We start from the raw sequence: 7,153 nt of genomic DNA, 5'->3' as shown, positions 1-7,153 counted from the left end.
TTCTCCAGTTCCTGCTTGGTTTTATTCAGCTCGTCGGACTTATTTGCCAGTACTTCGCCTTGGGCATCGTAGTCAGCCTTGGTTTCAGTGAGCGCCTTGTTGAGTTGTTCTTTTTCCTGGGTATGGGTAGCAATCAGCTCTTCGGCCAGGAAAATCACCGCTTCCTTGTTTTCCGTCTTCGCGGCTTCGATCAGCGCGGACTTGGCATCGTCAGGCAGACGGCGCCATTGGCGCAGGTCGCGGTAGCCAGCACCGATTGCGGAAAGCTGCTTTAGGGCTTCTTCGCCAAATACCTTAAGGTTGATCAGATCTTCGTCGACCTTAGATCGGGATAGGCCAAGCACCTGACAGAAACCATCCCAAGTGCCGACGTCGGCAATTGTGTTGCCGTCGCTATCAATGCCTTTTGTACCCTGAAGAGCCCGGTACATCTTGGTTTCCTTGATGTGGGCGAGCTTGCTCAAACTGACGACGTCGGCAAAACGGGCTATGGAGTGTGCCATCTTGACTTGCCCGAGGATCTGGTTGACCAGGTCGCGCTCCTCCTGCAAACCCAGGGCAATCGCGCCCAGGTTATGCACTGCATTCAGCGCATCGGAGTCGATCGGTGAGTCAGCGACCAGCTCGGGGGCTGGTGTTTTTACGCGAGCCATCAGGCAGCACTCCGTTCAACAACAGCGGCGAGCTTCTGCAGGCGGGCCAGTGCTTCAGTGCGGCTTCCATTGCACTCGGTGAGCAGGTTGCGAAACTCGTTGTGTCCGCGCATACGGCCGGCGAAGAACGCGTCGTTCTCTACGCTGCCATCGGCGTATGGGCTACTCACCGGGGTTTCATCGACGCGGTTCTGCAGTACACGAGCCATGCCTTGCTGGAAGGCCGCGCTGCGCTTGGGTTCGTGTTCGAGCAGCTTGGCTGTCAACTTCAAATAGTCCATGTGTCGCTCCTTGGTCAGGCGTGGCTACCAGCGAGCACGCGCTGGTTGATTTCATTGATGCGGTTCTGTGCGGTGGCCATTTCATTGGCGTGGGCCTGGGCGATCTGCAGCAATTGCATGCCCGGCGCGAAGCGGCCGGTGTCGAGACGTACGGCGAGTCCTGCTTCAATCAGTGTGTTGAGGCAGCGGTTAATGTTGGCCGGCGATTCATTCAGGGCGCGGGCCAGTTCGTTGTTAGCGAGCCCCTGCAGGCTGTGCCCTTTGAGCGCCTTCATGACGCGTAGAACACGCATGGCGCTGTCGCTGACGCGGGTTTTGTCAGTCATTGAGAGTCACCGAGTTCGAGTTGAGGTTGGGCGTACTGCTGGACATTGCCCCGGTGCCAAGCCAGTTCTTCCAGACCTGACTGGATTGCAGCCAATGTCGCCGTTGCTTCCAGATCATCAGCATAAAAAGCCATGAGAGCCCCCGTTGCCTCATGCAGCACGGCTTGAAGCTTCTGGATGTCCTGGGGGCTGCTAGCTCGGCCTGCCGGGATGTCGATCAACAACTTGCCCGAGCTGGCGGCTAACCAGCGGCTCACTAGGTTGATGCCGCAGACCTGCTCGTAAGCCGGAATCATCACCGCTGGCATACGGCCATTGGCGATCCACTTGTAGAGTGCCGACCAGTCAGGCAAGCCCATACGTTCAGCAATGCGCTCAATGCCCAGGTTATGGCGTTCCCGTGCATGCTGCTGACACAGCTTCAGTGCGTCGCGCAGAGTCGGTGGTTGGACCCGTTTCCAATTACGGCGGCTCATTGGAAGCCCCTAAATGAGCACTTCAGATCGACGTCTAAACAAAAAACGGTTTTCACTCTTGGCAACAGCGTTACCAAAAAGGCAGCCTGTTGATGTACATTCACACCGACCGGAGAAACGAACATGGCTACTCCTGAAACCCTGGTATTGGTTGCAGCGATGCACTCGGCGTATGTCGCTCTTGCGCGACGCTTGGGTGTTGACCATGAGCTGGACCTGTTTGGCCTGGCTGATGACTTGGACCTGTTGGGGTCTGTCCAGCCAGAGATTGAGTGGCAGGAAAGCCATCAATCGCTAGCTGATGTGTTACGGGGCTGTGCGGTCCGAATGTCCGCAAATGACGACTGATCTCCGATGCTTCCTCAACGCTTAGAGGCTTCGCCGGAAGTAGACCCAGGCGGCGTGCGGTGCGGCGATGGCAGGAGATGGAACTGGCAGATTTTCCTAGGGGGCTGGCGATGGCGGTTCTGGAAAGACCGACCTCGGTACCCTCGACCACTGGACGTAGGGTTGGCCGTACCTGGTCCAGTGCCAGGGCGAAGCGTGTGGCGCGGGCCTGCAGATCGGCTTCCAGGGCGTTGAAGGCTTGCAGGAAGGCGATCTTCCAGGCCAGCGCTTCGGAACCGGTGAAGCTCATCGCGAGAAGTGCGAAGGCATCGTGTGAAAGGCGGTATTCCAAGCGTGGTTTGCCTTGCTTATCGAGATATTCCGCCGACGCAAAATTGCGTTGGCTGAACTTGGGATCTGGCGATTCAGTGAGGTGTTTTTGAACGCTGCGAAGTACTTCGGTGTGCCGTTTGCCGAACCGCTCAGCGACAGCACGAGAGGTGGTAAAAGGCTGACCGTCGATGGACAGGAACAGGGCCTGACGAGCGGACAGCGGATTGGGCATATTGAGGGTGAGTTGCATAGCTGAGGTCCTCACGCGGCAGCAAGCTGCTCGACACTCAGCTTGAGGCCGAGTTTGAGCGCGATTTCGTGGGATGTGCCGCGGCGACCTTTGAACTGGCCGTTGATGACCATGTAGACCTGGTGGCGGGTATAGCCATTACCTTCGGCCCAAGCGGAAATAGGTAGGCCGGCGGCTTGGAAAAGTTCTTTGACCCGTTCGCCCGAGAAGGGCTTTCGGGAGGGAAGCGGATATGGGACGTTCATCGGCGTGTTCCTGTCTGCTTAAGGATTGCTAATCAGTCATGGCATGTGCAGTGCCGTGGTACGAATTGAATAATGGTGCTCATTTGAGCACCTGTCAAGATATTGGTGAACGTTTGAGCACTATCGGCGATAGGCTACGCAAGGAGCGTGAAAGGCTTGGTCTGAACCAAACGGCATTTGCTGAGGCGGGTGGCGTTCAGAAGCGGGCGCAAATTAACTACGAAAAGGACGAGCGACACCCTGACGCGGGCTATCTAGCAGCTATCGCAGTTGCAGGCGTTGACGTGCTTTACGTACTTACAGGGCAGCAATCAAACCTGCGGCCATCAGTAGATCTGCCTGGAAAGACGCGCCTGGTTACGAACTCGCCGGGGTCCGAGATCGACGAGGCGTTGATGCGACGAATCGTGACCATGCTCGCAAAGACCGCTAAGGCAGCAGGCCGGCGCTGGGAGAGTGAACGCCTGATGCTCGCTGCCGTGGACGTCTACAAGTACTTGGCTAAAGAACAAACAGTGGACGACGACAAGCTGGAGAGAGTATTGAGACTCGTTGTTAATCGATAGCCAATACTGCGCTGGGGAAAGGGGGCGTAATGAACGACGACGATCTTATGAAAATGGCGCGGGCGCTGGCGGCCGAGGTCGAGGCACAGCCCCAGGACGGGCAAGAGCGCTCGATTTCCGTGACTATAGGGGGAAACAATGGCGGCCATATCACCATCGGAGGGACACAGATAGTTATCAGTTCCCCAGAGCGGGAGCGTAGCTGGCACGACCTGTCGACCGAGGAGTTGCGTGAGCATCTTGAGCACTGGCGTGCGCAATGGTGGAGTGGTTGGCGTGGGTTTTGGCTGAATCCCCCTTGCGTGATGTTAGTGCTTAGCTTGGCGCTTGTAGTTGCAGGCTTGTTTAGCGGTTGGCTTCTCACGCTTCACATCAACACCATGCCCTATGTATCGGCTGTGATGCTCGTGACTATGGCAGCGCTTTCAACGTGGATGATGCGAATACGCCGAGTGGAAGGGCAGCATATGGAACGAAGCCAGGCGTATATCGACACAATTGAAAGCGAGATGCGTCAGCGCCGCTAGTTAATACAGCAACATTCCCAGGAAACCTATCCATCAGCGGGATGTAGCCTCAAGAATCAAAACGGCCGGCTCTGGCCGTTTTGACTGAAAGCGCAAACTCTTAATAAATCTTAACTGGCTCCAATAGCGAGTGTTGGGCCAGATTGCAACTTTCGCGTGCTAAAACCTGTTATGGCCACACCGGAGTTTTATGCCCCACCCCATCTTTGGAGTGTCAGGAGGGGGCTTGTCCGTGGGACTGAAAATACGCAGTTAATGGAGCTAGGGAATGAAGAGAAAGGCAATGATGCTAGGGGTTGCGGCAGTGCTGGCTATGTCCGGGTGCACCACGGCACCAAACTACCGCGACAAAAGTCCTGGCGAAGTCGCTCAGGGTGTACGTGTGGTAGATAACGAGTTCAGCAATGATCGTTTGTTCTTTGCTCCACCGGTAACAGGTTCCCCTGTTGGTGGTGTTAACTACTCAGCAGAATTGGCAGCTATCCAGTCGAAGTCGACCGGCTCGGTAGTGAATGCTCTACGAGTGAAGTGGACCTACGGGAATGATCGCTGGTTATTCTTCAATTCCGCGACCCTACCTGGTGGGGGCTCGTTGGTAATGCAAGTACATGACCGGCATGTCGATAGCTGTATGGCATCCAGATATTGCGAATACACCGAACAAGTCTCTGCCGTATTGCCCGTAGAGGCTCTGGCTGGCGCTCACAATGGTTTGAGAGTTCAGTTTGGCTCGGCGCGGGGATGGACGGTTGTGGAACTGCCAAGGGACTACGTCCTTGGGTTCCTGCAGGGGCTGTCGGGGCAACTGCGGTGAAGCGCGATATGGATGTGATTCGGTGCTTGAGGATGGGGATCTGACAAACTGGATGAAGGATGTGGAGATGGATCAGGAATTGCTGTTCGCCTATTTCACCAATCACTGTGGCAATGACTGGCAGGCATCGGTGCCGGTCGCGCTATCTGCTTGGGAGATCGTCGAGGCGCTTTGGCCGTTGAATGAGCATTTCAGGCCTAACTACCAGGCTTTTCGTGCTTTGCCTTACCACTCAGCATACGAGGCGCAGGCTGACGAGGTGCTGACCAGGTTCGCGTTTGAGGGAATATGGGGGTTGGTCAGCGTCGAGACGTGGCGTGTGATCCTCGAACGGCAGCAGCAGGCTATCGTAGCGTTGCCGCTGCATGAGGTGAGTGGTGGGGCCCCACGGGTCTATGTTCCGCCTATGTTGCCGCAATCCGCTCTAACAGGGGCTGCAATTCTTGCCGTGCTTCACGGAATGAAGCTCCCACTTCCAGTTGCTGATCGAGCAGACTTCGAGCCTGCTCCAGAACCGAAGGGTCGATAGCGCTGACAAAGGCGAACGCCTGTGCGTGTTGATCGCTGTACAGTTCGTCCCATTGCATCATGACTGCCTCCTATACGCTGGCAATAACGCCAGCAGTGTCTCTGATGGTTCGCTGATCCTCCCTCTTTTCTCCTGTCATTGATTTTCGGCTCCCCGAAAAGACTCGTCGCGCGCGCGTGGTGATGATCGTCCTGCCTGCACAGCAGACCCATCAACCGGCCAAGGAAGGCCACCCACGCGGAGCGCATCATGTCCAATACATCCTATCGCCGCCGTTTGCGTGCCCCGCGCATGACGGTCTTCATGGTCATTTCCCTGCTGCTGTTGATCACCCTGGCGGTCATCCGCCCTGAGCAGCTGCAGGTCGTGTTGTACAAGTCCGGCCTGGTCACGCTCGGCGCCGTACTGGGTTACTGGATCGATCGCAGTCTGTTCCTGGTCGAAGCCCGACCCCACGAATGCATTGGTGGCATTCACATCGTCGGGGCATGGTTGCGTCGCTCGCTGATTGCGCTGGCCTGCATCCTCGGCCTGACATTGGGGTTGTGATCATGCGCAGGCTGATTCCTTGCCTATGGGTTGCGCTTGTTTGCGGTCAATCGGCGTTCGCCGCCGACCAGGTGCCGCACCAGGCGGAACAATACCGTCGTACGCTCACTCGGGCAGCACATGTTGAGTGGGGCCTCGACGCACCGATCGCCACGCTCGCCGGCCAGGTGCATCAGGAAAGCCGTTGGCGAGCCGATGCCCGTTCGCCGGTGGGCGCCCAGGGGCTGGCTCAGTTCATGCCCGCCACTGCGGATTGGATGTCGGAGCTTTATCCGAACAAGCTTGGTCCGGCCCAGCCGTACAACCCGGGCTGGGCGCTGCGTGCGATGGTTGCGTATGACCGCTGGCTCTACTCCCAAAACCAGGCCACCAACGACTGCGATCGTTGGGCGTTTGCTCTGTCTGCCTACAACGGTGGCCAGGGCTGGGTGAATCGCGACCGCAAACTAGCCTCGAGAAAAGGCCTCGATCATCTGGCCTGGTTTGATTCCGTCGAGCGGCACAACGCTGGCCGCTCGGCTGCCAACTTCCGTGAGAACCGCCGCTACCCGCGTCTGATCCTGCTGCGCTGGGAGCCGCTGTACGCGGCCGTCAGTTGGGGCGCGGGGGTTTGTACCGAGAGGTACGTGATGTGAAACGGATCCTGATTGCCGGTCTGCTACTGGGGCTGGCCACCTCCAGCATTGCAGCAGCGACGCGCAATTGGCTGGCCTCGCCAGAGCTGCACAGCGCTGTGGTGCCACGAGACCGGCATGGCAAGTCTATTCGCAAGGCAAAGCGCGCAGCCTACAAACAGCGCCATCGGAGGACGCGTCATGGCCGCTGTCGTTGAAGTTTTGCGCAAGTACTGGGTGGTCTTGCTGGCATTTACCTGGGTGCTGGCCACGCTGTTCGCCCTGATGGCTGGTGATCGTAACGGTTATGCACGCGGCCAGACTGAAGGTGAAATCTTGATCGCCAAGCTGAGGGAAGAACAGGCCGATCAACGAGCCCAGACAGCCGAGCAGAACTTGCAGCAGTACCGTCAACAGGTCGCCAAAGCGAATCTGGCCGAAGAGCAGTTGCTGATCGCCCAGGACGAGTTGGCTAAGGCTAAAAAACAGCTATCGGAGCGAATCCCCCATGTCACAACTGTTTATCGGCCTGCGCGCAGTGCCGCGCCTGTACCTATTCCTCGCCCTGTTTTCACTTGCGGCTGGTTGCGCGACTTCAACACCGCCCTTGGCGCCAGTGTGTCCGTCCCCGCCGCGTGCACCGCTGCCGCCGGCGTTGCTGAA

The 7,153-nt window shown here is 57.5% G+C and carries 13 protein-coding genes and 1 pseudogene; 8 read left to right on the top strand and 6 right to left on the bottom strand.

Features of this window, described 5'->3' with window-relative positions; genetic code table 11:
• The 6 genes and pseudogenes from VGC62_RS04625 to VGC62_RS04600 form a co-directional block, all read right to left on the bottom strand.
• A pseudogene (locus VGC62_RS04625) lies at window positions 1–653 on the bottom strand (hypothetical protein); the annotation flags it as partial.
• Window positions 653–934 carry a hypothetical protein gene (locus tag VGC62_RS04620; RefSeq protein WP_331185890.1) on the bottom strand — a complete coding sequence of 94 codons (282 nt, stop codon included), beginning with the start codon at window positions 932–934 and terminating at the stop codon, window positions 653–655. The pseudogene VGC62_RS04625 and the gene VGC62_RS04620, both read right to left, overlap by 1 nt.
• Before the next feature lie 14 nt (window positions 935–948).
• Window positions 949–1,260: a helix-turn-helix domain-containing protein gene (locus tag VGC62_RS04615; protein ID WP_331185889.1), complete on the bottom strand. Its 312-nt coding sequence runs from the start codon at window positions 1,258–1,260 to the stop codon at window positions 949–951.
• Window positions 1,257–1,736, bottom strand: a complete 480-nt coding sequence (locus VGC62_RS04610; protein ID WP_331185888.1) for a hypothetical protein — start codon at window positions 1,734–1,736, stop codon at window positions 1,257–1,259. The genes VGC62_RS04615 and VGC62_RS04610 overlap by 4 nt, the downstream gene beginning before the upstream one ends.
• A 127-nt stretch (window positions 1,737–1,863) precedes the next feature.
• Complete coding sequence (locus VGC62_RS04605; RefSeq protein WP_331185887.1) at window positions 1,864–2,646, bottom strand: Rha family transcriptional regulator; 783 nt, start codon at window positions 2,644–2,646, stop codon at window positions 1,864–1,866.
• Between the two features lie 11 nt (window positions 2,647–2,657).
• Window positions 2,658–2,891 (bottom strand): DNA-binding protein, encoded by a 234-nt coding sequence (locus VGC62_RS04600; protein WP_331185886.1) that lies wholly within the window; start codon window positions 2,889–2,891, stop codon window positions 2,658–2,660.
• A 38-nt stretch (window positions 2,892–2,929) separates the two neighbouring features.
• Here VGC62_RS04600 and VGC62_RS27590 point away from each other — a divergent pair, with 38 nt between their 5' ends.
• The 8 genes from VGC62_RS27590 to VGC62_RS04560 all read left to right on the top strand — a co-directional run.
• Window positions 2,930–3,457 (top strand): helix-turn-helix domain-containing protein, encoded by a 528-nt coding sequence (locus VGC62_RS27590; RefSeq protein WP_414705744.1) that lies wholly within the window; start codon window positions 2,930–2,932, stop codon window positions 3,455–3,457.
• A gap of 29 nt (window positions 3,458–3,486) precedes the next feature.
• On the top strand, window positions 3,487–3,984 hold the full coding sequence (locus tag VGC62_RS04590) for a hypothetical protein (protein WP_331185885.1): 498 nt from the start codon (window positions 3,487–3,489) through the stop codon (window positions 3,982–3,984).
• Between the two features lie 268 nt (window positions 3,985–4,252).
• A complete protein-coding gene (locus VGC62_RS04585) occupies window positions 4,253–4,798 on the top strand; it encodes a hypothetical protein (protein ID WP_331185884.1) in 546 nt (181 codons plus the stop codon).
• A gap of 67 nt (window positions 4,799–4,865) precedes the next feature.
• On the top strand, window positions 4,866–5,327 hold the full coding sequence (locus VGC62_RS04580) for a hypothetical protein (RefSeq protein WP_331185883.1): 462 nt from the start codon (window positions 4,866–4,868) through the stop codon (window positions 5,325–5,327).
• 249 nt (window positions 5,328–5,576) lie between these two features.
• Window positions 5,577–5,876, top strand: coding sequence for a putative holin (locus VGC62_RS04575; protein ID WP_331185882.1), 300 nt, complete (start codon window positions 5,577–5,579; stop codon window positions 5,874–5,876).
• Window positions 5,877–5,878: 2 nt separating this feature from the next.
• On the top strand, window positions 5,879–6,511 hold the full coding sequence (locus VGC62_RS04570) for a transglycosylase SLT domain-containing protein (RefSeq protein WP_331185881.1): 633 nt from the start codon (window positions 5,879–5,881) through the stop codon (window positions 6,509–6,511).
• A complete protein-coding gene (locus VGC62_RS04565) occupies window positions 6,508–6,708 on the top strand; it encodes a hypothetical protein (protein WP_331185880.1) in 201 nt (66 codons plus the stop codon). The genes VGC62_RS04570 and VGC62_RS04565 overlap by 4 nt, the downstream gene beginning before the upstream one ends.
• On the top strand, window positions 6,692–7,153 hold a 462-nt coding region (locus VGC62_RS04560; protein ID WP_331185879.1), incomplete at its 3' end, for a lysis protein. The genes VGC62_RS04565 and VGC62_RS04560, both read left to right, overlap by 17 nt.

This window comes from Pseudomonas sp. (genome assembly GCF_036404235.1).
GTDB lineage: Bacteria > Pseudomonadota > Gammaproteobacteria > Pseudomonadales > Pseudomonadaceae > Aquipseudomonas.
Note: the sequence above shows the minus strand (reverse complement) of the source record. Positions and strands in the feature narration are given on the sequence as shown.